The sequence below is a fragment of the Paraburkholderia sediminicola genome (genome assembly GCF_046026895.1).
In the GTDB taxonomy this organism is placed as follows: domain Bacteria; phylum Pseudomonadota; class Gammaproteobacteria; order Burkholderiales; family Burkholderiaceae; genus Paraburkholderia; species Paraburkholderia sediminicola_C.
The window spans coordinates 1-24598 of the sequence record NZ_JAQQEU010000005.1 but is presented as its reverse complement, the minus strand read 5'-3'; the positions used below and the strand labels follow the sequence as shown (position 1 = coordinate 24598).

General features: G+C 62.4%; 23 protein-coding genes and 1 pseudogene. 11 read left to right on the top strand and 13 right to left on the bottom strand.

What is annotated here, in order from left to right:
• Position 1: 1 nt before the first annotated feature.
• Together PQR02_RS05200 and phnF are read right to left on the bottom strand one after the other, a co-directional pair.
• Positions 2–724: a DUF1045 domain-containing protein gene (locus PQR02_RS05200; protein WP_408226455.1), complete on the bottom strand. Its 723-nt coding sequence runs from the start codon at positions 722–724 to the stop codon at positions 2–4.
• Positions 721–1479, bottom strand: coding sequence for a phosphonate metabolism transcriptional regulator PhnF (gene phnF / locus PQR02_RS05195; protein ID WP_408226452.1), 759 nt, complete (start codon positions 1477–1479; stop codon positions 721–723). The genes PQR02_RS05200 and phnF overlap by 4 nt, the downstream gene beginning before the upstream one ends.
• 181 nt (positions 1480–1660) lie before the next feature.
• Here phnF and phnG point away from each other — a divergent pair, with 181 nt between their 5' ends.
• From phnG to PQR02_RS05160, 7 genes are all read left to right on the top strand, one after another.
• Complete coding sequence (gene phnG, locus PQR02_RS05190; protein ID WP_408226449.1) at positions 1661–2170, top strand: phosphonate C-P lyase system protein PhnG; 510 nt, start codon at positions 1661–1663, stop codon at positions 2168–2170.
• Complete coding sequence (phnH, locus tag PQR02_RS05185) at positions 2170–2781, top strand: phosphonate C-P lyase system protein PhnH (RefSeq protein WP_408226937.1); 612 nt, start codon at positions 2170–2172, stop codon at positions 2779–2781. The genes phnG and phnH overlap by 1 nt, the downstream gene beginning before the upstream one ends.
• A complete protein-coding gene (locus tag PQR02_RS05180; RefSeq protein ID WP_408226446.1) occupies positions 2781–3956 on the top strand; it encodes a carbon-phosphorus lyase complex subunit in 1176 nt (391 codons plus the stop codon). Before phnH ends, PQR02_RS05180 begins: the two co-directional genes overlap by 1 nt.
• Entirely contained in the window at positions 3953–4885 is a 933-nt protein-coding gene (locus PQR02_RS05175) for an alpha-D-ribose 1-methylphosphonate 5-phosphate C-P-lyase PhnJ (RefSeq protein ID WP_408226443.1), read from the top strand. The genes PQR02_RS05180 and PQR02_RS05175 overlap by 4 nt, the downstream gene beginning before the upstream one ends.
• A complete protein-coding gene (gene phnK / locus PQR02_RS05170) occupies positions 4882–5652 on the top strand; it encodes a phosphonate C-P lyase system protein PhnK (RefSeq protein ID WP_408226440.1) in 771 nt (256 codons plus the stop codon). Before PQR02_RS05175 ends, phnK begins: the two co-directional genes overlap by 4 nt.
• A gap of 8 nt (positions 5653–5660) precedes the next feature.
• Positions 5661–6425 (top strand): phosphonate C-P lyase system protein PhnL, encoded by a 765-nt coding sequence (phnL, locus tag PQR02_RS05165; RefSeq protein WP_408226437.1) that lies wholly within the window; start codon positions 5661–5663, stop codon positions 6423–6425.
• A 124-nt stretch (positions 6426–6549) separates the two neighbouring features.
• Positions 6550–7683, top strand: a complete 1134-nt coding sequence (locus tag PQR02_RS05160; RefSeq protein WP_408226434.1) for an alpha-D-ribose 1-methylphosphonate 5-triphosphate diphosphatase — start codon at positions 6550–6552, stop codon at positions 7681–7683.
• Between the two features lie 51 nt (positions 7684–7734).
• Here PQR02_RS05160 and PQR02_RS05155 read toward each other — a convergent pair.
• The 3 genes and pseudogenes from PQR02_RS05155 to PQR02_RS05145 form a co-directional block, all read right to left on the bottom strand.
• A pseudogene (locus PQR02_RS05155) lies at positions 7735–8010 on the bottom strand (FCD domain-containing protein); the annotation flags it as partial.
• A gap of 104 nt (positions 8011–8114) precedes the next feature.
• Entirely contained in the window at positions 8115–9929 is a 1815-nt protein-coding gene (locus tag PQR02_RS05150) for a diguanylate cyclase domain-containing protein (protein ID WP_408226431.1), read from the bottom strand.
• Positions 9929–10975, bottom strand: a complete 1047-nt coding sequence (locus PQR02_RS05145) for an extracellular solute-binding protein (RefSeq protein WP_408226428.1) — start codon at positions 10973–10975, stop codon at positions 9929–9931. The genes PQR02_RS05150 and PQR02_RS05145 overlap by 1 nt, the downstream gene beginning before the upstream one ends.
• Before the next feature lie 755 nt (positions 10976–11730).
• Between PQR02_RS05145 and PQR02_RS05140 the strand changes: the two genes are divergently transcribed.
• Both PQR02_RS05140 and PQR02_RS05135 read left to right on the top strand, forming a co-directional pair.
• Positions 11731–12513: an ABC transporter substrate-binding protein gene (locus tag PQR02_RS05140; protein WP_408226425.1), complete on the top strand. Its 783-nt coding sequence runs from the start codon at positions 11731–11733 to the stop codon at positions 12511–12513.
• A gap of 319 nt (positions 12514–12832) precedes the next feature.
• A complete protein-coding gene (locus PQR02_RS05135; protein WP_408226422.1) occupies positions 12833–13948 on the top strand; it encodes a succinylglutamate desuccinylase/aspartoacylase family protein in 1116 nt (371 codons plus the stop codon).
• Positions 13949–14118: 170 nt separating this feature from the next.
• Here PQR02_RS05135 and PQR02_RS05130 read toward each other — a convergent pair whose 3' ends face one another.
• A complete protein-coding gene (locus tag PQR02_RS05130; RefSeq protein ID WP_408226934.1) occupies positions 14119–14928 on the bottom strand; it encodes a MetQ/NlpA family ABC transporter substrate-binding protein in 810 nt (269 codons plus the stop codon).
• A 298-nt stretch (positions 14929–15226) separates the two neighbouring features.
• Here PQR02_RS05130 and PQR02_RS05125 point away from each other — a divergent pair, with 298 nt between their 5' ends.
• Positions 15227–16405, top strand: a complete 1179-nt coding sequence (locus tag PQR02_RS05125) for a porin (protein WP_408226419.1) — start codon at positions 15227–15229, stop codon at positions 16403–16405.
• A gap of 120 nt (positions 16406–16525) precedes the next feature.
• Here PQR02_RS05125 and PQR02_RS05120 read toward each other — a convergent pair whose 3' ends face one another.
• On the bottom strand, positions 16526–17425 hold the full coding sequence (locus tag PQR02_RS05120) for a LysR family transcriptional regulator (RefSeq protein ID WP_408226416.1): 900 nt from the start codon (positions 17423–17425) through the stop codon (positions 16526–16528).
• Positions 17426–17559: 134 nt separating this feature from the next.
• On the bottom strand, positions 17560–18513 hold the full coding sequence (locus tag PQR02_RS05115) for a 2-hydroxyacid dehydrogenase (RefSeq protein WP_408226413.1): 954 nt from the start codon (positions 18511–18513) through the stop codon (positions 17560–17562).
• 617 nt (positions 18514–19130) lie between these two features.
• Here PQR02_RS05115 and PQR02_RS05110 point away from each other — a divergent pair.
• The gene (locus PQR02_RS05110) at positions 19131–20528 is read left to right on the top strand and encodes an MFS transporter (RefSeq protein ID WP_408226410.1); all 1398 of its coding nucleotides are present in this window, start codon (positions 19131–19133) and stop codon (positions 20526–20528) included.
• Between the two features lie 48 nt (positions 20529–20576).
• Here the strand turns inward: PQR02_RS05110 and PQR02_RS05105 are convergent, their stop codons facing one another.
• From PQR02_RS05105 to PQR02_RS05085, 5 genes are all read right to left on the bottom strand, one after another.
• The gene (locus PQR02_RS05105) at positions 20577–21125 is read right to left on the bottom strand and encodes a glutathione peroxidase (RefSeq protein ID WP_408226407.1); all 549 of its coding nucleotides are present in this window, start codon (positions 21123–21125) and stop codon (positions 20577–20579) included.
• 215 nt (positions 21126–21340) lie between these two features.
• Positions 21341–21826, bottom strand: coding sequence for a hypothetical protein (locus PQR02_RS05100; RefSeq protein WP_408226404.1), 486 nt, complete (start codon positions 21824–21826; stop codon positions 21341–21343).
• The gene (locus PQR02_RS05095; RefSeq protein WP_408226401.1) at positions 21823–23502 is read right to left on the bottom strand and encodes a LysM peptidoglycan-binding domain-containing protein; all 1680 of its coding nucleotides are present in this window, start codon (positions 23500–23502) and stop codon (positions 21823–21825) included. Before PQR02_RS05095 ends, PQR02_RS05100 begins: the two co-directional genes overlap by 4 nt.
• Before the next feature lie 3 nt (positions 23503–23505).
• A complete protein-coding gene (locus PQR02_RS05090; RefSeq protein ID WP_408226398.1) occupies positions 23506–24060 on the bottom strand; it encodes a hypothetical protein in 555 nt (184 codons plus the stop codon).
• Positions 24061–24086: 26 nt separating this feature from the next.
• Positions 24087–24598 (bottom strand): DUF2345 domain-containing protein (locus PQR02_RS05085; protein ID WP_408226395.1); only part of this gene is annotated, 512 nt, incomplete at its 5' end.

Sequence of the window (24598 nt, the reverse complement as noted above, 5' to 3'; positions counted from 1 at the left end):
GTTATTTCACCTCGTGGGTCTGAAACGGCACACGCTGCCACAACACGAACGGCTCACCGGGCGACGGCTCGACGAAGAGCGCGGCGTGATCGATCGCGAGCGGGCCGAGCGTGGGCGTTTGCTGCCGCCACCACGCAACCAGCGCCGCGCGCTCGCCGGCGTCGGTGAGCGAACTGGACAGCGTCATGTGAAAACGGAATTCGTCGAACACATACGGATAGCCCCATTCGACCAGCAACGCACGCTGCGGTTCGCTCAGCGGCGCGGCGAGCCGGCGCGCGAGATCGGCCGCCGACGGCCGCGCGCGCAAGGCATCGAGCGTTTGCAGCGCGCTCGCCGCGAGCGCGCGCATGCTTGCTTCGCCTTGCTGATCCGCGGGGCGCAGCGCGACGAAATCGCCGAGCGTTGCGGCTTGCACCGGCAAGCTGAACGTCGGTTGCGTGAGCGCCCATGCGCGCGTCGCGGCCAGCAGATCGTCTTGCGTCATCCCGTCGGCGAGACGGAACGGCGCGACCAGCGTGCCATGCCAGCCATAGCGGCGCGGTGCTTCGGTCAATTCCATCAGAGGACGCGACAAGCCTGGCGGTTGCGGCGGCACGCATGCCTCGCCGCTTTGCGCATCGCGGCCGAGCCATGCCGAGCCGGCGCGCCACCATGCGGACTCACGCGAGGGCGCGTAATACACGGCGAAACGCGCAGCGTCGCTCCACGCGGCGCCGCTCACAGGTCGTGCTCCACCAGCAATTGCACGCGATCCGCCGCGAAATGCGTGAAGCCGTATTTGATCGGCGTGCCTTGCAGATCGACGTCGACGTTCTCGACCCACAGCACCGGTTGCTGACGGTTGATGTTCAAGCGCCGCGCCACTTCCGGGTCGGGCAGCACGCTGCCGATACGGCTCCACTTGCGCAGATAGTCGGTCACGCCGAACTCGGCCATCGACTTCGTGATGCTGCCGGTGCGCTCCAGCACGTCGGGCAGATTCGCGAAACGCGTGGCGGGATACCAGTTGCGCGCGAAAGTGAGCGGCACGCCGTCGGACTCGTGCAGCGATTCGATCCGGTAGACCGCCGCGCCGGCCCGCAGAGCGAGCGCCTTCGCGACGCTCGGCTCGGCCTTCACGCGCGTGGCCGACAGCATCGTGCCCGCCGCCGCGTGACGCTGCTGACGCAGGTTCTCTGTGAAGCGCGTACGGCGGCCGATCGTATAGTCGATCGCGCCGGGTTGCACGAAGGTGCCGCGCCCCTGTTCCACGCTGACGAGGCCCAGTGCGGCCAGCCCCAGCATGGCGCGGCGCACGGTGTGCCGGTTCACGTCGAAGCGTTTGGCGAGTTCGGCCTCGCTGGGCAAGCGGCCTTCTTCGCCGAAGCCGCTGGCTGCGATCTCGGCCGCGAGAATCTGCTCGATCTGCCGCCAGACGGCAACGCCCGCGCCGCGTTCGAGCGTCGTGCCCGGCGTCGCGCTGTCGTTCGATGTCATGGTGCTGTCATTCCTATGGGTTCAAATCATCGCTGTGACGAGCATTGTAGTGCGCAAGCCGTGATGGAAATGTGAAACGGGTCTATCGCGCAACACCGCTCGGCAAGCATACCTTTAAACGTCTAGACGTTTAGATGAATAGATGGTCAAATGTCCATTCGCTGGATCAACAGGAACTCCGATGAGCGCTACTCCCGCCTCGCCTACCGCCGCTTCCGCCGTGCCGCCCTCGTCGGCCCGGCGCGCGTGGATGGCCGTGCTGGCGCGCACGCCGCGCGCCGATCTCGAAGCCGCGCTGGAGCGCGCGCTGCACGCCATTCCCACTCCCGCTTACGACTGGCTGCGGCCGCCCGAAATCGGCCTTGCGATGGTGCGCGGGCGCATCGGCGGCAGCGGCGACCCGTTCAATCTCGGCGAGGCCACGGTCACGCGAGCGACCTTGCGTCTGCGTGTACCGGATGATGCGGACACCGCCGCCGTCGGTGTCGCGTGCCATCTGGGCCGCGACCGCCGCCGCGCCGAACTCGCCGCGCTGGCGGACGCGCTGCTGCAACTGCCCGAACATCACGCGGCGTTGCATCGCCAGCTGATCGAGCCGCTCGCCGCGCAGCAGGCTGCGCGCCGCGCCGAGCGGCAACAGGACGCCGCGGCCACGCGCGTCGAATTCTTCACGATGGTGCGGGGCGCATGATGGAAAACTCGCAGATTGCTTTGTCCACGTTGACGCCGGGTTTCACGGACCCGGTCCACGACACCCAAGCGGTGTTCCGCACGCTGCTCGATGCCCTGTCGCGGCCGGGCCCGATCGGCGTGATTGAAAGCGTGTTGCCCGACATGCGGACGAGCCGCGCCGAGCCCGCCGCGTTTGCCGCGCTGCTGGCGCTGTGCGATTACGCGACGCCCGTGTGGCTCGCGCAACCCGATACCGCGCTCGGCTCGGCGTTGCGCTTTCATACCGGCGCGCCGCTCGTCGACGAACCCGGCGCGGCCGCGTTTGCGTATATCCATGATGCGAGCGCATTGCCCTCGTTGGAGAGCTTCGCGCTCGGCGAGGCGGAATCGCCCGAGCAATCCGTCACGCTGCTGATTCGCGTCGAAGCGCTGACGGGCGGAACGCCGGTCGTACTCAACGGCCCCGGCATTCTGGAGACCGAAACGATTTCACCGGTCGGTCTGCCCGAGCATTTCTGGCGCGAACGCGCCGCGCTCGCCCCGCTGTTTCCATGCGGGATCGATTGTTACCTCGTCTGCGGCGCGCGCCTGATCGGCCTGCCGCGCACAACTCAAGCAAAGGTGAACTGATGTACGTTGCCGTCAAGGGTGGAGAGCGCGCGATCGAAGCGTCATGGCGCCTGCTCGACAAGGAACGCCGTGGCGATCCGCGGCTTGCCGAACTCAGCGTCGCGCAGATTCGCGAGCAGTTGCGCCTCGCGGTCGCGCGCGTGATGACCGAAGGCTCGGTATTCGACGAGGAACTCGCCGCGCTCGCCATCAAGCAGGCCGCCGGCGATCTGGTCGAAGCGATCTTCCTGCTGCGCGCGTATCGCACCACATTGCCGCGTTTCGGCTACACGCAACCGATCGACACCGAGACGATGCAGGTCGAGCGGCGCATTTCGGCGACGTTCAAGGACATTCCGGGCGGCCAGATGCTCGGCGCCACTTACGATTACACGCAACGTCTGCTGGATTTTGCGTTGCTCGCCGAAGGCGACGGTGCGGGTGAACGCACGGATGCAAGCGGCGCGCCGGCAAGTCCGGCATCGCGTGAAAGCACGGCGGCGTCAACGCAAGCCATGCCGCGCGTCGTCACCCTGCTCGACAAGGAAGGGCTGATCGAACAGGAGCGCCCCACTGCGGACGCACGGGAGCCCGGCGATCTTTCACGTGAACCGCTCGCCTTTCCGGCGAGCCGCGCGACGCGCCTGCAGAACCTCGCGCGCGGCGACGAAGGCTTCCTGCTCGCCATGGGTTACGCAACGCAGCGCGGCTATGCGCATTCGCATCCGTTCGCGGGCGAGATCCGCTTCGGCACGATTGCCGTCGAAATGGAACTCGACGAACTGGGCGAAGCGGTCGACATCGGCGAGATCGACATCACCGAATGCCAGATGATCAACCAGTTCGCCGGCAGCGGCGCGGTGCCGCCGGCGTTCACGCAAGGCTACGGCCTCGCGTTCGGCCACTCGGAACGCAAGGCGATGGCGATGGCGCTGGTGGATCGCGCGTTGCGCGCCGAGGAACTCGGCGAAACGATCGCGTCGTCCACGCAGGACATCGAATTCATGCTTTCGCATAGCGATAACGTCGAGGCCTCGGGCTTCGTTCAGCATCTGAAGCTGCCCCACTACGTCGACTTCCAGTCGGAACTGGAACTCGTGCGGCGCCTGCGCGCGCAGCATGGCACGCAAGAGCGCGATCACAACGAACATCAGCGCGACGACAAACGCAGCGATCACGAGGAGCAGGCCGCATGAACGCGCCCGGGACATTTCAAGCCACCACTGCTGGTAGCGCGCCCGACAGCGCCGCGCACGGCTACAACTTCGCGTACCTCGACGAGCAGACCAAGCGCATGCTGCGGCGCGCGTTGCTCAAGGCTGTGGCCGTGCCGGGCTATCAGGTGCCGTTCGCGTCGCGTGAAATGCCGTTGCCGTTCGGCTGGGGCACAGGCGGCATTCAGGTCACCGCGGCGATCATCGGCAGGAACGACACGCTGAAGGTGATCGACCAGGGCTCCGACGAAACCACCAACGCGGTCAACATCCGCCGCTTCTTCGCGCGCACGACCGGCGTGGCGACCACGCGCCGCACGGCCGAAGCGACGATCATCCAGACGCGTCACCGGATTCCCGAAACGCCGCTCACGGACAAACAGATTCTGGTCTATCAGGTGCCGATGCCCGAACCGCTCTACCGGCTCGAACCTCGCGTCGCCGAATGCAAAAAGTTGCATGCGCTCGCCGACTATGGCCTGATCAGCGTGAAGCTCTACGAGGACATCGTGCATCACGGCAGTATCGCGACCACTTACGACTATCCGGTGATCGTCAACGGCCGCTATCTGAGTTCGCCGTCACCGATCCCGAAGTTCGACAACCCGAAAATGCATATGAACCCCGCGCTGCAATTGTTCGGCGCCGGCCGCGAGCGGCGCATTCACGCGATCCCGCCGTACACGCCGGTCCGCAGTCTCGACTTCGACGACCATCCGTTCGAAGTGCAGAAGTGGCAGCACGCGTGCGCGCTGTGCGGATCGACGGAAAGCTTCCTCGACGAAATGATCGTCGACGACGCGGGCAAGCGCATGTTCGTCTGCTCGGATAGCGACTACTGCCACGAGCGGCGCGGCGACGCGGACCTCGATCCGGCAGCGCCCACCGCACGCCACGGAGAATCCGCATGACGCCGCTATTGAGCGCCCGCGCGCTGACCAAACAATTCGGCGGCCGCAACGGTTGCCGCAACGTCAGCTTCGACCTGTATCCGGGCGAAGTGCTGTGCATCGTCGGCGAATCCGGCTCGGGCAAGACCACGCTGTTGAATACGCTCGCGTTGAAAAGCGCGGCCGACAGCGGCTCGCTCCACTACGCCGCCACGCATGGCGAGCGGCTCGATCTGCTCGCGCTGTCGGAACCGCGCCGGCGTTTGCTGATGCGCACCGAGTGGGGCTTCGTGCAGCAGAATCCGCGTGACGGCCTGCGCAGTGGCGTATCTGCCGGCGCGAATATCGGCGAGCCGCTCATGGCCGTCGGCGCGCGCCACTATGGAGAGATCCGCCACGCGGCCACGCAATGGATGGAGCGTGTCGAACTCGACGCTTCGCGCATCGACGAATTTCCCAGCGCGTTTTCGGGCGGCATGCAGCAGCGCTTGCAGATCGCGCGCAATCTCGTGACCGGTCCACGGCTCGTTTTCATGGACGAACCCACCGCTGGCCTAGACGTGTCCGTGCAGGCGCGTCTGCTCGATCTGTTGCGCACGCTGACGTCCACGCTGCATCTGTCGGTGCTGATCGTCACGCACGATATCGGCGTGGCGCGGCTGCTCGCGCATCGGCTGATGGTCATGCAGGCCGGTGAAGTCGTCGAAGCGGGTCTGACGGATCAGGTGCTCGACGATCCGCAGCACCCTTATACGCAAACGCTGGTTTCCTCGGTTCTGCCGGTTTGAGGCTCACGATGCGATCCATTGATACAGGCTTTGAAGCGCGTGCGAGTGAGCACGCGTTCTCCACCAACGCCGCGCTGATGCTGCGCGCGGCTGGAATCGGCAAGACCTTTACGCTGCATGGCCAGGGCGGCGTGCAAATCGAAGCGCTTGCGGGCGTGTCGCTCGACGTCGAGCGCGGCGAGTGCGTCGTGCTGGTCGGCCCATCGGGCGCGGGTAAGAGCACGCTGCTGCGTTGTCTGTACGGCAACTATCTCGCGAGCACCGGTTCGATCGAGATTCGCGATTCAGCGGATCACGGTCAGCCGGTATCGATCACCGGCGCGCAACCGCATGATGTATTGCGTCTGCGCCGCAACGTGGTCGGCTACGTGAGCCAGTTTCTGCACGTGATTCCACGTGTGCCGACACTCACGCTCGTCGCCGAGCCGCTGCTGTCGCGCGGCGTCGCCGAACCCGAGGCCCGCACGCGCGCCGCCGCGCTGCTTGCCCGGCTGAACGTGCCGGAGCGGCTGTGGACGCTGGCGCCCGCCACCTTCTCGGGAGGCGAGCAGCAGCGCGTGAATATCGCGCGCGGCTTGATCGCCGGGCATCCGTTGTTGCTGCTCGACGAACCGACGGCTTCGCTCGACGCGGAGAACCGCGACGTGGTCGCCGATCTGATCGTCGAAGCGCGCGAACGCGGTGCGGCGATCGTCGGTATCTTTCACGACGAAGAGACGCGCAACAAGGTTGCGACACGCCGTCTGGAACTGCGGCCGCCACGCCGGCACTGACTATTTGTTCGACCTCAAACGGCACTAGAATGAACCAGCGGCGCGCGGTGCCGGACTAACGCAGAGACATGCAAACACAGCGGCAGCAGGAACACCCAAGGCCCGACTTAAACGGAGCAAGTCGATGTTGATCAGGAACGCTCGCATCGTGACGCGAGAAGACGTATTTACCGGCGTGCTACGCGTCGAAGACGGTGTGATTCGCGACATCGAGCGCGGCACGACCGCCGCGCTCGAAGCGGAAGATTGGGACGGCGACTATCTGCTGCCCGGTCTGATCGAACTGCACACGGACAACCTGGAGAAGCATCTCGCACCGCGTCCGGGCGTGCAATGGAATACGGATGCCGCATTCGTGATCCACGACGCCCAGGTGGCGGCCGCGGGCATCACCACGGTGTTCGATGCGCTCGCGATCGGCTCCCGATCGAGCGTCGGACTGCGCGGCCGCGATCTGCAAACACAGTGCGCCGAATCCCTGCTGCGTTTTTCCACGCGCAAACTGTTGCGCGCCGAACACTTCCTGCATTTGCGGTGCGAGATCGCCACCGCTGACGTGGTAGAAGTATTCGACTCGCTGTGCACGCATCCGCTGTTGCGGCTCGCATCGGTGATGGATCACACGCCCGGTCAGCGGCAATGGCATGACCGCGAGCAATGGCGCCGCTTCCAGGAACGCAACGGCAAGCTGAGCGATGAACACGTCGCGACCGCGCTGACCGAACTGTCGGTCGAACAGGAACGTTACGCCGATGCGCACCGCCGCGAGATCGTCACGCGCTGCAAGCAACTCGGCATTCCAGTGGCGAGCCACGACGACACGCTGATCGAGCACGTCGAACAGGCAAAGGCCGAAGGCATCGTGCTCGCCGAATTCCCGACCACCCGCATCGCCGCCGAAGCCGCGCGCGAGCATGGCATCTCGACGATCATGGGCGCGCCGAATATCGTGCGCGGCGGCTCGCACTCGGGCAACGTGTCGGCGCTCGAACTGGCGCGAGCGGACCTGCTCGATATCCTGTCGTCGGATTACGTGCCGTCGAGCCTGATGACCGCCGTGTTCGAACTGGTCGATAAAGCCGGCTGGACGCTGCCGCGCGCGATGGCGACGGTCTCCGCCGAACCGGCGCGCACGGCCGGCCTGCACGACCGGGGCGCAATCGAAACGGGGCTGCGCGCGGACTTCGTGCGCGTGACGATGCTCGACGCGCTGCCGGTGCCGCGCGCGACGTATCGCAACGGCGTACGGATCGTTTGATGGGATGGGTGGAAAACCAGCCGCGCAGTCGCGCCGCGTCGTGCCTCAGTCTCACGTCGACAACGGCACGCGCTCCGGCTTGTCCGCGTCGAACCACGCGGGGTTGCGCGCGGCGATCGGGCCGAGCGACATCAGAATCTCGCGCAGATGGCTGCGCATCGCGTCTTCGGCGGCGCTCGGGTCGTGTGCGCGCAAGCCGGCCAGAATCTTCGCGTGCTGCTTGATCAGCAGATCGAGCGGCGACACATCCGGCAGGCTCAGATAGCGCACCCGATCCATCTGCGCCTTGATGTCCTGAATCGTTTCCCAAGCGGCCGTGCAGTCTATGCCCTAGGCAATCGCGTCGTTGTGTGGTGGAAACGGGCGCGGTGTGGAGCGGCAGGCACCGCGGCGCGTCGAGCGCACCGCACGCATGACGCGCCTCAGGCAGATCAAGCGGTCGGCTCGGCTTCACGCCCTTCGGCCGCGCCTTCGCCCGCTCGCGCGCGCGCCAACCCGGCCTGTTCGCGCCGGCGCGCCTCGAGCACTTCCTGATAGCGCAAATACGCGCAACCTCCGCCGGATTTCGCCGCATACATCGCCGCGTCCGCGTTGAGCAGCAACTCCTCGGCCGTGCCACTATCGTCAGGGAACTGGCTGATGCCGATGCTCGCACCCACCATCATGCTATGCCCATCCATCAGCAGCGTTTCGTTCAACGCGTCCATGATGCGTGACGCGATGCCGGGCGCCGCCTCTGCGACGCGCGGCCCCTCGATCAGCACGATGAACTCGTCGCCGCCCAGCCGCGCGATCACATCCCCGGCGCACAGCACCTGCTCGAGACGCAGCGCCACCGCGGCGAGCACCTTGTCGCCGACCGAGTGGCCGAACTGGTCGTTGATCTGCTTGAAGCGGTCCAGGTCGACGAACAGCACCGCGAGCCCTTCGTCACGCCGCGCCGCCTCCTCGATCGCGCTTTCGAGCTTCTGCATGAACAGCATGCGGTTCGGCAATCCGGTCAGCGTGTCATGCGTGGCGAGGTGCACGAGTTCGCGCTGCTTCGCATGCAGCGCATCCATTTGCGCCTTGATTTCACGGCGCAGACGATCGAAGCAGCGCGCCAGCACACCGATCTCGTCGGTGCGTTTGAGCGGCAGCGTGTGCATCGCGTGCTCGGCGAACAGATGTGTCGCCGCATACGCGAGCAGATGCAGCGGCTTGGTCAACGCGCGCGCGAACAGAATCGCCAGCAGCACCGAGAGGCCGCTGAAGATCAGCACCATGCGGATGATCCGGTTGCCCAGCAGATGCGCGCCCGACAGCACATCGTCGAGCGGCTTGGCGAGACCCAGCACGATGAAGCGGTTGCCCTCGGAGCCGCCGAGCGGCCTGCGTACGAATGCGAGCACCTGGCCGGCTGCCTGCCGGGGGTGCGCCAAACCGTTGGCCAGCACTTCGCTTTGGGTCTGCTCGAACAACGGCTTCGTCATGGAGAAGCTGTCCTGCATCAGCACGCGCCGGCCCCGGTCGAAGCCGAAGGTCTTCGACGCGTCCGGATGAACCAGGAAGTCGCCCCATTCGTTGGCGAGATAGATCTGGTAGTCGCTTGGCAGATCGCTCTGCAAGCGCTTGAGCATGCCGGCCAGATCGATGTCGATCACCACCACGCCCACCACGCTCCCGTTGAAGTCCGCCACCGGCGTGCCGATGCGCAGCGTCGGCTTGCCTTCGGCGGCATGGGTGCCGTACTCGTGATTGACTGAAATCGGCGACGTGTAGATGCGCCCGGGCGTGAACGCGAGCGTATCGAACACATACGCGAACTGGCCTTTTTCCTGCAGCTTGCGCCCGTCGACGCGCACGAGCCCATCGCCGTCGCGATCGAAGCGGATCAGTTCGAGCCCATAGTGTTGACGCGTGATCAGGCGGATTTGCAGGTACTCCGGGTGATGCACCATGAAGCTCGAATACACCTGGGCCAGCCGCTCGCGCGGCGGACTCGCGCCGACGCCGTCGTCGGTTTGCGCGACGCTTGCCGACGACGGCATGGTCGCGAGCACCAGCGCGTCGGCGGCCACGTCGTCGATCGACGCGGCAAAGCGCTGTCCCAGCAATTCCGTCGAGGTCAGCAGGCTGTGTTCGGCTTCGTTGACCAGCATCGTGCGATTCGCGTGGTACGCGTAATAACCGGTCGCGCCCGACGCGAGCACGCCAATGCAGGCGAACAGCACCGATAGCTTGAAGGTCAACGCGGGCCGTAGCATCAGAACTCCTCCGACCGGTCGCCGGACACGATGCGAGCCCACAGCTCCTCGCGGCGTTGAATATCTTCCACCGGACCGATCCACACGATGCGCGCGCTGTCGCTCTTGTCCACGCCCGCGCTCAGCGTGTTGGCGAGTCCCTGGCGCTGCGTGAGCATCGCGCTCACGCCCGGTTCGAGCATGTAGTTGATCCACGCGAGCGCGAGCGTCCGGTCGCTCGCCGAACGCGTGATCGACCAGCAGTCGAGCCACGCGAGCGCGCCTTCGTCGGGAATCACGTAGCCCACATCCGCGCCCGCGCGGCGTAGCAGTTCGACCTGCTGGGTGCCGTAGTTGCCGAACATCAACGCGACCTTGTGCTGGATGAAGAACGCGGTTGCCTCTTCCGGCAACGTGTAATAGGTCAGCAGGTTGCGGCGCAGATCGACGAGCTTGTGGGCGATCGTGCGCATTTGCGCGGCGTCGAGTTGAAACGGATGCGGATAGCCGAGCGCCAGCGCCGTGAACGAGAAGTTGTGTTGCGCGCTGTTGAAGTCGAGCACCTTGCCGCGGTACTGCGGGTTCCACAACTCGCGCATCGAGCGCGGCGCGACCGGAATCTGCTTGCGATCGTAGATGAGCCCCATCGACGAATACGTGAACGGGATCGCGTACACCTTGCCCGCCGAGGTCAGCCCTTCGATGGAGTCGAGCGCCTGAAAACGCGGCAACTGCTTTTTCGTGTTCGGCAGGCGGGACAGATCGAGCGGCGCCAGCAGATTCGCCTGCGTATAGCGGCGGATTTCGGCGGTGTTGGCGGCGAGCACGTCGAACGACGGAGCGTCCTTGCCATGCATGAGGGCCCACAACGCCTCGTCGGAATCGACCAGCGTGACTTCGACCTTCACCTGATAGCGCTGCTCGAATGTCTTCACCACGTCGGCATCCGCGTAACCGGGCCACGCGAGAACGCGCAGGACTTTCTCGCCGGCCTCGGCCTGCGCCGGCGACCCGAAGCCCAAACCGAAAACGGCGCCGAACAGCAGTGTCGATACAGCGCGAAGCATCGCGCCGCGCGGCAGGCGCGCGAGTGCCGAAGCAGACGCGCGCGCCAGTCGCCGCTGAAAGGACTGTCTGAAACAGCGCATTTCATCCGCCGACAACATCATGTGCATATACAACACCGTTTAGCAGAAGGCCGTTGGACGAGCGCAAACACGCGGTGTGGCAGCGGCGAAGGTGGACTCGGTGACTTTCCGGACTGATCCGCCCGTTCGCTGCAAGCATGGCGAAGGCGAAGAGCACAGATGATAGCGCTAAAGCCGGACTTTTTTATCTCCGAACCCTCGCTATAAAAAGCAGCCCATCACCGCGAATTCGGCAAATCCGCTCATCTGTATTTAACGGCATTTCATGCGCAACCTTTAAACGCGCGCGGGCCGATTCAAAGCAGAGGTGTCGTCATATCCCGCGCGAATTGCGCAAACCGGCCCTCGTCGTTCTGGCCGTCGCCATTCGCGCCCGCGACACACTTAGCCAACTTTATTACTACGTCATTACACAGTGCGGGCGGTTCACCGCGCGGCGCTCCACGCACGGTCCGCGCCGAAATCCGCCGCGCGTTCCCGGTTTAGAAGCCATCCTCGCCCGCCATCCGGTGTTTCACTAGCTTCCCAACTTTTTTGAACTGATAAGCTTGGCCCGCGCTGCTGGCTGCCCCGGCCGGCGGCTTCAACCCAAACCCGGTCGTGAGTCGCGCCGGGCGTCCCGCAGCGGCACAACCGCACGTGGGCGTATTTGAACTACACCGAGGAGTTAAACAGTGAAAAAACTGCTAGCGGCTTTGACGGTTGCTCTGCTTGCCACCGTCTCGATTGGCGCACACGCTAAAGACTGGTCCACGATCCGTTTTGGCGTCGATGCCAGCTACCCCCCCTTTGAGTCCAAGGGCTCGGACGGCAAGCTCGTTGGCTTCGACATCGACCTCGGCAATGAAATCTGCAAGCGCCTGAATGCCAAGTGCGTGTGGGTCGAAAACGACTTCGACGGCATGATTCCGGCGCTGAAGGCGAAGAAGTTCGACGGCGTGCTCTCGTCGATGTCGATGACGCCGCAACGCGCCGAACAGGTCGCGTTCTCGTCGAAGCTGTTCAACACGCCGACGCGCCTCGTCGCGAAGAAGGGTTCGGGCATCCTGCCGACGGCCGACTCGCTCAAGGGCAAGACAATCGGCGTTGAACAGGGCACGATCCAGGAAACCTACGCAAAGACGTACTGGGAACCGAAGGGCGCGAAGGTCGTGCCGTATCAGAACCAGGACCAGGTCTATGCCGACTTGCTGTCGGGCCGTCTGGACGCCGCGCTGCAGGACGCGGTGCAGGCTGAAATCGGCTTCCTGAAGACGCCGCGCGGCGCGGGCTTCGAGTTCGTCGGCAAGGACCTCGTGGATCCGAAGATCCTCGGCAACGGCGCGGGCATCGGCATGCGCAAGGAAGACACGGATCTGAAGGCGAAGGTCGACAAGGCGATCGCCGACATCATCAAGGACGGTACGTACAAGAAGCTGGAGAAGAAGTACTTCGACTTCGACGTGTACGGCGGCTAAGCCCGCCTCGCGCGCGTCATGCGCGCTTGACGGCTTGCCAGACGGGCTCCGCACTGCGGAGCCCGTTTCGTTTGGGGGGTCCGCAGAGCCTTGCGGAGCCCCGTCGAGGCGCAGCGAGCCACATCGCGCGCCATTTCGGCTAAGATCGTGCGATCGCGATGCCGCCTAGCGGCTCGCCAGCGAGATGCCCCGCCCAGCCGCGCGGCACTCGATGCAGCACTTCAAGCAGCACCTGACGCAGCCCCCGGAACAGCACGCTTTCCCACTGTAATCAACGACATAACGCGGCATGCCAGATTGAGCCGCGGCTCTGAAAACCATGCAAACCCAAACCCATCCGCTGATTGCCCCGACGCTCGGCACCGCCCGCAACCTGACGAGTTTTCACTACGGTCCCGGCGGCGGGCAAAAGATCTACATCCAGTCGTCGCTGCATGCCGACGAGTTGCCGGGCATGCTGGTGTCGTGGGCGCTGCGCCGCAAGCTGGCCGCGCTCGAAGCCGCAGGCAAGCTGCGCGGCGAAGTCGTGATCGTGCCGGTGGCCAATCCGATTGGCCTGAACCAGCACTTTCTCGGCCATCTGACGGGACGTTTCGAAGCCAACACCGCGCAGAATTTCAACCGCAACTTCCATGATCTGTCGGCGCTGGTGCAGCCGGTCATCGAGGCTCGCCTGACCGACGACATCGACGCGAACCGCGCCGCGATCCGCGCGGCGATGCGTGAGGCGCTCGACGCGCAACAGCCCGCGACCGAACTCGAATCGCAACGTCTGGCGCTGCAAAAGCTCTCGTACGACGCCGACATCGTGCTCGACCTGCATTGCGACTGGGAAGCCGCGATGCACCTGTACACGAACCCGGACCTGTGGCCGGAAGTCGAGCCGCTCGCCTGCTATCTCGACGCCAAGGCCTCGCTGCTGGCGCTCAATTCAGTGGGCAACCCGTTCGACGAAATCCACAGCTTCTGCTGGTCGGATCTGCGCGGCCGATACGGCGACCGCTTCCCGATTCCGAACGGCTCGATCTCCGTGACGGTCGAACTGCGCGGCCAGCGCGAAGTGTCATATGAGTACGCCGAGCATGACGCCCAGGCGATCATCGAATATCTGACCTCGCGGGGCGTGATCGAAGGCACGGCCGCGCCGCTGCCGCCGCTCGAATTCGCCGCCACGCCGCTCGCCGGCGCCGAGCCGCTGGCCGCGCCGATCAGCGGCGTGCTGGTGTACCGCTGCGAGGTCGGCACGTGGGTGGATGCCGGCCATCCGATCGCCGATATCGTCGACCCGTTGACGGATCGCGTCGTCACGGTGAAGAACAGCGTGGCCGGCGTGTTGTACGCGCGGCATCTGACGCGCTTCGCGACGGCCGGCGTCGAGTTCGCGCGGATTGCGGGCGCCAAGGCGTTCCGAAGCGGCTCGCTGCTGAGCAATTGATGAATTGACGTGCGGCATGAATCGCGAGCGGATTTGCCGCGCCTATCCGCGTCCGTCTCTGAAGACTTGAGCGACAAAACAGATCGCCCGCTGGTTCAGCGGGCGATCTGCGTTTACGCGCGAACGTTTATCAAATACGGGCGGTTGCGGCGAAACCCGCTGAACACCGCTCAAAACGCCGGAATGATCGCGCCTTTGAACTGCGTGTCGATGTACTTGCGCACCTCGTCGGACTCATACGCGGCGACCAGCTTCTTCACCCACGGCTGATTGCGATCCTGCACACGCACCGCGATCAGGTTCGCGTACGGCCCCTTGATGTCTTCGATCGCGATCGCGTCTTTGGTCGGCTGCAAACCGGCCTTGACCGCGTAGTCGGTATTGATCGACGCCGCGTCGAGGTCGTCGAGCGCGCGCGGCAATTGCGCGGCGTCGAGTTCGGCCAGCTTGATCTTCTTCGGATTCTCGACGACATCCAGCGGCGTCGCGTTGACCCCGTTCGTGCCGACGCCCGGCTTCAGTTTGATCGCGCCGAACTTCTGCAACAGCAGGAGCGCGCGATTGCCATTGGACGGATCGTTCTGGATGCCCACCTTCGCGCCGTCCGGCAAATCCTCCTTGAGCGACTTGTATTTCTTCGAGTAGAAGCCCATCGGCGACACGTAGGTCAGGCCGACATTGACGATCTTGTAGCCCCGTTGCCTGATCTGGCTGTCGAGAAACGGCTGATGCTGAAAGCCGTTTGCGTCGAGATCGCCCGCATCCAGCGCCGCGTTCGGCTGCACGTAGTCGTTGAACTCGATCACCTTGACGGCGAGCCCCTCGCGCGCCGCCGCCTTCGTGACGACCGACCAGATCTGCGCATCCGGGCCGCTCATCGTGCCGACGGTGATGCGTTTCTCGTCCGCGTGAGCAAGGCTTGCGCCCAGCGAAACGGCGACGATGGCGAGGAGATTCTGAATAAGCGTGCGGCGGTGCATGCGATACCCCGTGAGCGATTGCATTGAATCGAGGAACGCATCGTCGCACGCGCGGCGGGCCCGCCAGAACCAATTGCTTCTCATACGCTTATATCCGCGATTCGGAAAAAGCTTATGCACCGGGTGCCTTGCGCAACCCGACTTCTAAAACCACCCGAGTGTCGCGCTTACACGACACATTCAAAAATTACCCAAGCTGTCACATACCGTACTCAGCGTTCCCTTAAATTTCGGGCCATCGCACGACCGACCAAAGAGCTCGGCGCCGCGATCGCTTAATTTTTAATCGGAGAATGTTTTGAACAAGAAAGTATTGACCGCCGCTACTCTCGCCGTCTTCGCCACCGCCGCCCACGCGCAAAGCAGCGTCACGCTGTACGGCCTGATCGATGCCGGTATCAGCTACGTGAACAACTCGAAGTCGGCGACCGGCCACGACAACCTCTTCAAGTACGACGACGGCGTGGCGCAAGGCAGCCGTTGGGGCCTGCGCGGCACGGAAGATCTGGGCAACGGCCTGAAAGCGCTGTTCGTCCTGGAAAACGGCTTCAACAGCGGAAACGGCACGTTGGGCCAGGGCGGCGCGATGTTCGGCCGTCAAGCGTATGTGGGTCTGTCGCAGAACAACGTCGGCTCGCTGACGTTCGGCCGCCAGTACTCGTTTTCGACGGACTACCTGGGCGGCAACTACTCGACCGGCGGCCTGACCGTCGCGGGTAACTACGCTTACCATATCAACGACGTCGACCAGCTGACGTCGAGCCGTATCAACAACTCGGTCAAGTTCAGCAGCGCGAATTTCGCAGGCCTGACCTTCGGCGCGATGTACGGCTTCTCGAACCAGGCAGGCGGCTTTGCCGGCACGCCGGCTACGGGCACGACCGCTGCACCGGTTGCGGGTTCGTCGCGCGCTTACAGCTTCGGCGCGAACTACGCAAACGGCCCGTTCGGTCTCGGCGTAGCGTACACGGACATCCGCTATCCGGGTCAGGCATCCCCGGCCTTCTCGACTTCGCTGGCCAACGTGACGTTCCCGACGCTCGGCAGCGGCCAGATCCAGGACCTGCGCACCGTCGGCGTTGGCGGCCGTTACGCAATCGGCGCGGCGACGCTGTGGGCCCTGTACACGAACACGCGCCTCGCACCGATCTCTGGCGAGTCGACGACGTTCGCCGCATACGAAGCCGGCGCGAAGTACGCGTTCACGCCGGCTGTGACGGCAGGCGCAGGCTACACATACATGCATCTGAGCGGAGCGAACACGGGTCACTGGAACCAGGTGGACCTGAGCGCCGACTACGCGCTGAGCAAGCGTACGGACGTGTATGTACTGGGTATCTATCAGATCGCGTCGGGCCACAACGGCACGCAGGATCTGCAAGCGCAGATCGGTTCGAGCACGAGCTTCTTCAGCACGTCGGGCACGGGAGCGGACAACCAGCTGGCATTCCGCGTCGGCATCCGTCACAAGTTCTAAGTGTGTCCTGGACGGCAGGGAGCGCGCGCGTTCCTTGCCGTGTCGAAGTTCTGAAAAACGCCCTGCGGGGCGTTTTTCTCTTCTTCTGGAGCTTGCGCTTCGTCGTCGGCACTCGCGTGTTCAGTCCTGCGCCTTCTTCGCAAAGTACTCCGCTGCCATCAGCCGGAACGCGGTAACCGCCGGGTTGTCCTGATCGGCGCGCCAGACCATGCACATCTCCGCCTGAATCGCGTTGTTGGCGATGAACCGGAACTCGACATTGTCGTAACGGAATCGTTGCGCCGACGCCGGCAGAATGCCGAGGCCGAGTCCAGCGCGCACGAGAGAGAGGATCGTCGGTGTTTGATCGATGTATTGCGCGACGTTCAGATTCACACCCTCAGCGGTGGTCATGCTCGTAATGCGGTCGTAGAAGTACTTGCCGTGCGTAGGCGAGTGCATGATGAACGGTTGATTGTTCAACTGCTTGAGTTCGATCTGTTCGTAACGGCACAGCGCGTGGCCCTTCGGCAACGCGACGATCAACGGCTCTTCATTGACGAGTAGAGACTCCAGCTTCTGCCGCGAAGGCAATGGCCGCTGAAAGCCCAGGTCGATGGCGTTCGCGGCGAAGGCCTCGATCTGCGCGAACGAGATCAGTTCGAGCAGCACCACGTCGATATCCGGCAGCACGCGCGAAGCCTCGACCAGCAGCTGAGGAATCAGCTCATAGCCGGCCGCGCCGGTGAAGCCGATCCGCACGCGTCCCGTTTTGCCCTTGCTGGCACGCCGCACGGTGCTTTCGGCCTGCTCGGCCAGACTCAGCAGACGCGTCGCGTCCGCGAGAAACACGCGCCCTTCCGTCGTCAGCTTGACCGTGCGCCCGACGCGTTCGAACAACATCACGCCGAGGCTGTCTTCTAGCAAATGAATCTGCCTGCTCAACGGCGGCTGGGTCATGTTCAGCAGCGCCGCGGCACGTCTGAAATTCAGTTCTGTCGCGGCGGCGACGAAGCAACGCACTTGTCCGAGATCAAGCATTGTTGGTCGACAGTGAGGGGATAGCGGCCAGCCATTATAGAGGCAGCGGGTTGGCGCGTTTTTCCCGCTGCGTGGCGGGCCGGACAAGCTGGCTTCTTCGAACATGAGAAAAAGGGGAACCTGGCGTGGCCGGGCTACGTCGTCAAGCTGCCTTCGGGCCGCTGTCCAGCCAACGCCTGTGCGAGACTCGCCATCACCATTTCGCCCATCGCCGTGCGCGACTCGATCGTCGCGCTCGCACGATGCGCCTGCAATACCACGCGATCCATGTCGAGCAGCGCGGCCGGCACGTTCGGCTCGTCGACGAACACGTCGAGGCCCGCGCCCGCGATCACGCCATGAGACAACGCTTCCACCAGATCGCTTTCCACCACCAACTTGCCGCGCGCGATATTCACCAGATAGCCGTCCTTGCCCAGCGCGTCGAGCACGGCGGCGTTGACGATGCCTTGCGCCTTATCGGCGGCGGCGGCCAGCACCAGGATGTCGCAACCGCGCGCGAGCGACAGCAGATCGCCGACGAACCGATGCGGCACGTCGTGCATCGCGCGCAAATCCGTGTACGTGATCGGGCATCCGAACGCGAATGCGCGCTGCGCAATCGCGCGGCCAACCTTGCCCATGCCGACGATGCCGACACGTTTGCCGTTGAAGCGATGCGACAGCGGCAACGCGCCCGGATGCGGATTTTTCTGCCAGCTTCCTGTTTTCACGAATGTGTTGCCCGGGCAGATTTCGCGGCAGACCGCGAGCATCAAGCCGAGTGCGAGGTCCGCGACGTCCTCGGTCAACGCACCGAAAGTCGCCGTCACCGGAATGCCGCGCGCCCGGGCGAATTCGAGGTCGACCGCATCCGTGCCCACGCCGTTGACGGCGATCACTTCCAGAGCCGGCAGGCGTTCGACCAGATCGTTCGAGATGCCGGTATGTCCGCCTGTGATCACCCCTCGGATCGACGCGCCATGTTCGCGAATATAGGCATCCTTATCATCCTGTTCGAACAGGCGATGCATCGTGTACAGCTCGCCCAGTTTGGCGTTTATGGCCGGGACGAGGATCGGGTTCAGTTGCAAAATGCTCGGCTTCAATTCACGCGCTCCTTGTTGATCGTTGACTGCGCGGACCGGTTGCGCGCCCTCTTCGACGCACGCCTGCCATCGCGACATCGGCGGATCATCATCTTTTTCAAGGGTCACGTCCAATCCCAAAACGCTATCAGTTGATCCACGAATCGGCACTCGATGCTTGCCTGCTTCGACCGATTCAATCCGGGCATCAAGTAATAGCAATATAAGATTGGACGGCCTATTTCCGCGTCGCCACAATTCATACCGTCGGAAGAGGATTTCCGCGGTCGACGCAAACAACAAAAACAGCACGCCTGCCGATTGCTGAAGTGCTCATCGCGGCTAGAAGAACATAAAAGAGCCTTTCACTTCAGACGGAGACAACAGCGTGAAACAGCGTCACGATCCTGCTTCATCCCCCTCCCATCCGGCGTGCCGTCACGCGGACCAGCGCCGTCTCAGGCGCCGCTTCCAGCGCGGCGCCGAACGCGCCGTCGCGCGCTGAAGCGGCGCCGCGCGATTCACCCAGACCGGGCCGCCAGCATCAGGCGAGCCCTCGCAGGCAAGCTCGAACATCGGAGACGGCATCCGTCATCAGGCGATCCAGCGCCGATGCCGGTGCGTTGGGAGGAATTCAAATGAACAATGCTGAAGGGGTGGTGAGATCCGCCAAGGCGGGCTTGCTCACCGACAAACGCACGAACCATCGCTGGGTCGTGATGGGGCTCATATTCTGCATCTGGGCGATCGCGTGCGCCGATCGCGCGAACTTCGGCATCGCGCTGCCGTTCCTGAAGAAGGAATATGGCATCAGCAACACGCAGGCCGGCGTCATCGTCAGTCTGTTCTCGTTCGCCTACGGCTTCGTGCAGATTCCGGTCGGACTCGTCTACAAGCGACTCAGCGAAAAGACCACCGGCTTCCTGTTCGCGGTCTTCGTGATCCTCACGTCGGTGTTTACCGGCCTCATGGGCACCACCTCGTCGGTCTTTCTGCTGCAGGCCTACCGCGTCGGGCTGGGGTTGTCGGAAGGCCCGCTCGGGATCGGTTGCACGAACGTGATCAACCGCTGGTTTCCCGCGCGGGAAAAAGGCACGGCCACGGGGTTATGGATCGCCGCATCCAAGCTCGGACCGTTGATCGTGCCTTCCGTGTGCATCCTCGTGATCCAGTTGTGGGGATGGCGGGAGATCTTCTTCGTGTTCGCGGTTCCGGGCATCCTGTTCGCGATCGCGTGGATGGTGCTGGTGACGAACTCGCCCAGTGAGAACCGCTTCTGTTCACCCGCCGAGCAGCGCTACATTCTCGACGGCATGCCCGCCAACCGCAGCGACACAGCCGCGCCGCGCGCCGCGCAGACAGCGCGCATCCCGTATCTCGACGCGATCAATCGCACGAAGCGCGTGCCGCAACTCGAAACCTTGCGCCAGGTTTTCCGCTCGTGGAATATTCTCGGCGTGGCGCTCGGCTATGGCTGCATGATCGGCATCAGCAACATCTTCATGTCGTGGATTCCTACCTATCTGGTCACGGTCAAAGGCTTTGCGTCCGTGAAAATGGGCTTTCTCGCGTCCGCGCCGTTTCTCGGCGCGGTGGCCGGCAACATGCTCGGCGGCGTGATCTCGGATAGGCTGCTCGGCGGCCGGCGCAAACCGATGATGATGCTCGGCGCGCTCGGCACCGTGCTCATGATGGCGATGCTGATCGACGCGCCGGATAGCGCCGCCTATCTGGGCATCACGCTGCTGATTTCGGGGCTCATGCTCGGTATCGGTTTCGCCGGCTACTCCGCGTATCCGATGGGGCTCGCGACCAAATCCACCTATCCGACCGCATTCGGCATCGTGAATTGCCTGGGTCAGATCGGCGGCGCATGCGCACCGTTGGCGGTCGGCATTCTGCTGGATCGCTATAGCTGGACCAGCGTGTTCCTGTATATGGTCGGAACGTCACTGCTGTGCCTGTTGCTGCTGGTCAGCGTGGTCGAACCGATCGACGTTCAGGACGAGCGCAACAGGCTACAGCAACGCAGCTAAACCGGCATGGCCGCTGGCTCGGCGTGGCTCTCGTGGCCACGCCGTTCGTTACGCCTTCGCCAGTTCGGCGTCGATCGCGGCGACGAGGCGCGGATCGTCCGCCGTCACATCGGGCGCAAACCGGCCGACCACCTCGCCGTCGCGGCCGATCAGAAATTTTTCGAAATTCCACAACACGTCCGCGCGATTCGCCGGATCGACGCCGTAACCCTTCAGTCTTTCGCGGAACGGTCCTTCACCTGTCGCGGCGGGTTGCGCTTGAACGAGCCGCGCGTACAGCGGATGCTGGTCGTCGCCGAGCACGGAGATTTTCGAAAAGAGCGGGAAATGCACGTCATAACTCGTGCTGCAAAACGCGGCGATCTCGCTGTCGCTGCCCGGCTCCTGGCCCTTGAAATTGTTGGCGGGAAATCCGAGCACTTCCAGACCCGACGCGCGTTTGTCCTGATACAGCGCTTCGAGACCGCTGTATTGCGGCGTGAGTCCGCATTTCGACGCAACGTTGACGACCAGCAGCACCTTCCCACGATAATCGGCAAGACTGGTTGCGTTGCCGTCGATTGCCTTCAGCGGAATATCAAATAGCGCTTCTGCCATGGAGCCTCCTCGTTGAAGATGGTCCGCCCGCGAGACGGACGGCGCAGCTGCCAAGCTTAACCGATCCGCTGCGCTTCGGCAGACGGGCTGCCGGTCAATCGGCATGGTTCGGCGTGATCGTGTACAGCCAAAGAATTCTCGGGCGTGGCAGCGGTTAAGGCCGCAATTTTGCGAATCCATACCGCTATCCACACGCATCGCCTTCCATTCGAGCGTCAAGGCAAGTTAAGAACTTGACTGCAATGCATCTTTTCCCCGCCGTCGATCGTCAGCTCGAAGTACGGTTTATGGTCGAAATGCCTTTCATCTGCATCGGGATCAGGGAGATCTCGAAATCTCTCGAAAACGAGCGTTTGGCCGCCCTGCAATCGGATCGACATGAACTTCATCGACTGATCGAATTTCGGCGCCCCCCATGACGAATCCATAGACTGGCCTTCTCCTCTGGACAGATATATCGACAGTACTTCGCCCCATTCCGAGCGGGAAATGATCTTCATCTGATCGGAATCCGCTTGAGGCACGCTGACGTTAACGAAAAGTCTCTTCCCACTTTTTTCCATGCAAACGAATTCCTGATTACCTCCGAACCGGCTCTGAAACTCGACGAACGGGTCGTCGCTGCCTTGCTCGGCCAAGGCAAGCTTTCCGAAGCAGAAGAGCGCCGCGCCACAGATAAAAAATAAATTCTTCGACTTCATTTGACCCAGACTCCTATGACCTTTCTTCCTTTCCCTATCAACGTGGGCGTCTCGTTCTTTCGCATCACTCTACTATTTGGACTGATGTAATCGCTCGCAAACAAATGTCCGGGCAGTACCACTTCGGCATGTCCGTGCGTCGAGCCATCGGTTGTGCCGTAGACGATCACGGCACCTTCAGGCGCGTCGTAGGGGCTGGCGATCTGATAGGAGGGATCGGAAAGAATATTTTGAAATCCCGCCTTTTCAAGATCGTTTCCAGCGTCTTTCGCTTCGACGTGAGATGGATATGAATCGACCATGCTTGATGCCAAGAGGGCGATCTTCACATACTTCCAGCATTCCCCTGTCGACACGTTGGGCGCTTTTTGTACGCTATAGATCGGTTGCCCTAATCTTGCCTTTTGCGCCGCCACGGGCCCACTAAAATTAGCGGATTTCTTTCCGTACTTTGCGCCACTACGCAGAACCTTAAACATCTTCTGCTTGGGATCGCCTTCGGGAGAAGAATCGTCAGACGCCTCGGCCACTGCAACAGGATGGCCATTGTCGTTGCGGGTCACTTTCGCTTGCTGCGGCGCTTGAGATGCCTGCTGGGAATCCAATTGATCTCCGGAGGATGCAACTGTCGGAGACGAAGACCCGCCCGATGCTGCCCCACCCGCCGTTAGTTTAATTTTCTGTTCTGGCGTAATTAAATTGCCGTCTAGCCCAGGATTGACGCGCCGGATCTCGGCAACGCATGTCCCGTGCTGACGGGCGATTTTCCACAGCGAGTCGCCATGCTCGACTGTATACCCCGCTAGTTGGCTATCCCGGCGATGATCCCCCGGAGGTCCGGAATGCGCATTTGTGTTGGCTTCGACTTTGCTGTGCGGGCTGGTCAGCGTCAAAGTGGAAATTGAGCTGGAAATATTTCCCTTCCAAGCCATCTCGAGATCCGCTTCCGTCTCCTTCACCCAAACCTCCAACGTCTGAGTGAACGAAATGTTCTTAACGGACTGACTGATTTTCCCGGACGATTCGCTATGGCCTTCCTGCACAACCTTCCCACCAGACTTTACCTGATAGTGCACACCGGAAACCGGCTGCTTTTTCTTGTTGACAAACTGAATGCCCAACGCACCCGAGCAGCAGCCGAGATCGTAATCGCCGAACTTGTCGATATAGTCTGAAACCGACGTGCCATTCGCGTCCTCCGGATCCTGGGTCCCGCCCGATTTCAGAAATTGCATCACACCGGCATGCTCGCTCGTTCCGAATCCCTTGAGGTGAACTGCGCCGACAATGCCGGAATGCGTAATTGTTATTCCGGAAATTATCTTGCCTTCATATTGGTCCGCGCCATATTGATGCGCGCGCGAACACAGCAGCCTGACCCAAATGATGGCGGCAACGTCCTGCTCGTCCGGCGAATTTCTGAAATCCTCCAAGCTGGTGATTCCATCCTTTCCAGTCCATGTTCCTTTCCACTGATACTGGAAAACCGTGTGATCGTTCGGCTTCTTGATCCAAGGCGATGATCCGTCCGGGACGTAATAGCCAAGATCGCTTAATGCGGACTCACCGAACTGATACTTGCCGATGTACCCGCACTTATTAATGACTTGATAGTTGCCCCCGCCCTCACTCTGAAAAAGCGCGCCCAAGAATTCTTTAATTGCGCCTTTGCTCATCGCTCATTGCCCCTTGCAAAAAATTCTGGCGTCGTCCGCATCGAACTTGATCGGATATTCTTTCTCGATTAGCGCCTTTTCCGCGTTACTTGGGTTCCCAAGCCATTGCGGCGTGCAGCGATACAGCAGTCGCCCAGCCGTGCGATGAGACTGTTCGTCGTAAAGCAGAGCAACGTTCGTGACGTTGCACTGCTTTGCCTGGCAAATGTGATAGAGCCATTCACGAGACTCATCTACTTTCCAAAGCGATCCTGCTGTTGCAGGGCCGCTCAGCAAGCGTCTTCGAAGTATTTGCACATCCAGGCCGGACAGATTCACAAAACTATCGAACGCGGCTGACACCGCCCGACCACTTGCTGTCCCATATCGCTCCCCATCTGGATCTACGAGATTAAAGATCTCTGTTTTATATTCGGAGCTTGTTGGAGTGACGTTTTCCGGAACGGGCACCTCGCTCTGGGCCTTACAGCCGAAAGCCATGGAGCAAAACAAAACCGCCCACAAAAATTTTGCCCGATCCCAAAACGAACGAATTTCAGCAAAGCCATTGAAACTCATTTTTTTATTGTGATTTCACATTATTCCTATACCTCATCTCCACCCGCGAACAGATCATCGTTGACCGTGTCCATATGGTGAATCCAATCGCCATTTCTCACCCTGATCTGGACGGTTTCTTCCTTCTCCGTGAAAACTCTTCCGGTCATGCCGTCCTCGTTGAGTGTTCCGTAATATTGAGTATCCTCTCCGACCTTGACGAGATACGACGCGTTTCCAGGTATTTCTCCATCTGCGAGCGCTCCTGATAAATCGAACCGCAAGCTATATGGCCCGGAATTCTGCGGTACCGGCATCGGCGGCAACGGCACACGCATCGAATCCGCCCCAGGCACATCCCATGACGCGCATTTTTCGAGAATCGGTCCCGGCGAGCCATTGATGATCCCGCTGCCGTTGATCTGGATGTACGACCCGCCCGCGCTGATCCACACTTCCTTCGAAGCCGCGATCACGATCTTCCCGTCCGTGCTGGTGATGGTGACGTCTTTCAAAGCGGCCAGCGCCATTTCGTCGCTCTGCGCCTGGATTTCGATCT

Bases quoted from the DNA above. Each gene is read 5' to 3' on its own strand.
- phnF (WP_408226452.1), bottom strand. From the start codon at position 1,479: ATGACATCGAACGACAGCGCGACGCCGGGCACGACGCTCGAACGCGGC.
- phnG (WP_408226449.1), top strand. From the start codon at position 1,661: ATGAGCGCTACTCCCGCCTCGCCTACCGCCGCTTCCGCCGTGCCGCCC.
- phnH (WP_408226937.1), top strand. From the start codon at position 2,170: ATGGAAAACTCGCAGATTGCTTTGTCCACGTTGACGCCGGGTTTCACG.
- PQR02_RS05180 (WP_408226446.1), top strand. From the start codon at position 2,781: ATGTACGTTGCCGTCAAGGGTGGAGAGCGCGCGATCGAAGCGTCATGG.
- PQR02_RS05175 (WP_408226443.1), top strand. From the start codon at position 3,953: ATGAACGCGCCCGGGACATTTCAAGCCACCACTGCTGGTAGCGCGCCC.
- phnK (WP_408226440.1), top strand. From the start codon at position 4,882: ATGACGCCGCTATTGAGCGCCCGCGCGCTGACCAAACAATTCGGCGGC.
- phnL (WP_408226437.1), top strand. From the start codon at position 5,661: ATGCGATCCATTGATACAGGCTTTGAAGCGCGTGCGAGTGAGCACGCG.
- PQR02_RS05160 (WP_408226434.1), top strand. From the start codon at position 6,550: ATGTTGATCAGGAACGCTCGCATCGTGACGCGAGAAGACGTATTTACC.
- PQR02_RS05150 (WP_408226431.1), bottom strand. From the start codon at position 9,929: ATGCTACGGCCCGCGTTGACCTTCAAGCTATCGGTGCTGTTCGCCTGC.
- PQR02_RS05145 (WP_408226428.1), bottom strand. From the start codon at position 10,975: ATGCTTCGCGCTGTATCGACACTGCTGTTCGGCGCCGTTTTCGGTTTG.
- PQR02_RS05135 (WP_408226422.1), top strand. From the start codon at position 12,833: ATGCAAACCCAAACCCATCCGCTGATTGCCCCGACGCTCGGCACCGCC.
- PQR02_RS05130 (WP_408226934.1), bottom strand. From the start codon at position 14,928: ATGCACCGCCGCACGCTTATTCAGAATCTCCTCGCCATCGTCGCCGTT.
- PQR02_RS05120 (WP_408226416.1), bottom strand. From the start codon at position 17,425: ATGCTTGATCTCGGACAAGTGCGTTGCTTCGTCGCCGCCGCGACAGAA.
- PQR02_RS05110 (WP_408226410.1), top strand. From the start codon at position 19,131: ATGAACAATGCTGAAGGGGTGGTGAGATCCGCCAAGGCGGGCTTGCTC.
- PQR02_RS05105 (WP_408226407.1), bottom strand. From the start codon at position 21,125: ATGGCAGAAGCGCTATTTGATATTCCGCTGAAGGCAATCGACGGCAAC.
- PQR02_RS05100 (WP_408226404.1), bottom strand. From the start codon at position 21,826: ATGAAGTCGAAGAATTTATTTTTTATCTGTGGCGCGGCGCTCTTCTGC.
- PQR02_RS05095 (WP_408226401.1), bottom strand. From the start codon at position 23,502: ATGAGCAAAGGCGCAATTAAAGAATTCTTGGGCGCGCTTTTTCAGAGT.
- PQR02_RS05090 (WP_408226398.1), bottom strand. From the start codon at position 24,060: ATGAGTTTCAATGGCTTTGCTGAAATTCGTTCGTTTTGGGATCGGGCA.